Origin of the sequence: Candidatus Nitrosotalea sp. FS (genome assembly GCF_011319475.1) — an archaeon.
GTDB lineage: Archaea > Thermoproteota > Nitrososphaeria > Nitrososphaerales > Nitrosopumilaceae > Nitrosotalea.
This window is the reverse complement of the sequence record NZ_RCMC01000156.1, coordinates 1-1,701: the sequence shown is the minus strand read 5'-3', so window position 1 is coordinate 1,701 and position 1,701 is coordinate 1. Positions and strand designations below refer to the sequence as shown.

Here is a 1,701-nt window from a genome sequence, read left to right as displayed (position 1 = left end):
TTTTGTTCTCGTACGATGCAACCACTGTATACGCTCCAGTTTGGTTTATGACTGGAGGACGATCGTTATAATCCTGCAAATTCAAAGTAAACGTACCGAAGTAACCTGGTAGCCTTGTGACATGTTCTGTATGTGTGACACAGTCTGGACAGTTGAACCAAACTTGATCGCCAGTTGCATTCAAAATTTTCATGTCAGGCATATACTCGTAGCTCCAACCAGTAAATCTTAGCGCAGCATGAATTGGTTGTCCTGTATTATAGTTTTGTTGCAATCCCATCATGTCCATCTTTTTGATTGCAGGCGGTTCTTCTAGAGTATCTAGCGACTCGCCCCAGTTTCTCTGAATTAGCTTTTGCATAGTGTTTGATATGACACATGCAGGAGAATAGTCATTAGATTTTATGATTAGTTGAAGGCCCTGTTTGCATTCTATCTCATTTACTGAAACTTTTTGTTTTAGCGGAGGCAATATTGTACTAAACGATACTGAATTGTCTTTTGACATGGAATTGTCTGCCAGATTTATTGTCTTGTGAAACTCTTTTGATCCATTTGTGGCATCTTGATGTTTGGCGTAAACCATCCAGTTCAAACTACTTGAAACATTTGATAATTCTGAAGGCAACAATATAGTTCCAGATATTGTCTTTTCCTGACCGACTTCGAGGGTAAAATTTCCATAGCCGGTTTTAAAATTACTCAAAAGTGGCGAGTCAACAAATGCAACACGTATGTCGTAAAGCGTGGAGTTTCCTTCATTATCTAGGTCTATGCTAACAGGTATTGTCGCATTTGGTATCATGACTCCATTAAAATGAAAATCTGAAGATATGTTGGGAACAAAACCATTCCAATTTAGCTGGTATTGCAGGAGGACAATTATTGTGACATATCGGAGTTGTTATTGTCTCAACTTGTGTGACTTGACTCATGTTTGAATCCTCTGCTACGCCCACCGACTCTAGATATGTGTCAGGCGTATCAAGCAAGTTGAATCCAACTCCAACAGCTGTTCGCTTGACGTTACCACACATGGAATTGTCCCAGGTGTCATTAGTTGAGACAACGGTCAATTCATACTTGTGTCCTGATATCTTTGACTGAAAATCGGGAGAAGTAATGGCAAGTGCTACTGCTTTTCCTCTGTCTAACGAGTCTGCAGTTTTTTGCATCTCAGATGATATTCTGTCTTGGCATTGCTGGTAGGTCATGCCTACCGAATTGTAGAGAGCGCTTGAGTTGCTTCCAATACCATGTGGATACTGTTGAGCATGCACATGTACCATGGCAGATAGTGACATAATAATTATGATTGTAAATATTGGGATGTTTGCAGTCTTCATACTTTTGTACGGGATTGTTTTGATTTAAAAAAGTGGTGTATCTTTGTTCTAGTTTTGTTTCAATAACATGATGCTATTGCTGGTTACTTTTTACGCTCTGATAGATACTTGTCTACGTCAATTGCAGCCATGCATCCAAATGCTGCTGCTGTGATTGCCTGTCTGTATCTGTGATCATGAACATCTCCTGCAGCAAAGACTCCTTCAACATTTGTCTGGGTGTGATTCTTTAGAGCAATGTATCCTTGCTCGTCAAGGTCAACCTGACCTTTGAATAATTTTGTGTTTGGCTCATGTCCTATTGCGACAAACAGTCCGCCTACCTCTAGTGTATTGACATTGTTTGTCGTGACAT

General features: G+C 40.0%; 2 protein-coding genes and 1 pseudogene. All 3 read right to left on the bottom strand.

Going from position 1 to position 1,701, the window contains the following annotated elements; all coding sequences use genetic code 11:
* Positions 1–805 (bottom strand): annotated as a pseudogene (locus DYY66_RS05520) (hypothetical protein); the annotation flags it as partial.
* Between the two features lie 7 nt (positions 806–812).
* Positions 813–1,346 carry a hypothetical protein gene (locus DYY66_RS05515; RefSeq protein ID WP_166286915.1) on the bottom strand — a complete coding sequence of 178 codons (534 nt, stop codon included), beginning with the start codon at positions 1,344–1,346 and terminating at the stop codon, positions 813–815.
* Between the two features lie 83 nt (positions 1,347–1,429).
* Positions 1,430–1,701, bottom strand: a 272-nt coding sequence (locus DYY66_RS05510; RefSeq protein WP_166286913.1) for an FAD-dependent oxidoreductase, incomplete at its 5' end; no start/stop codon positions are given.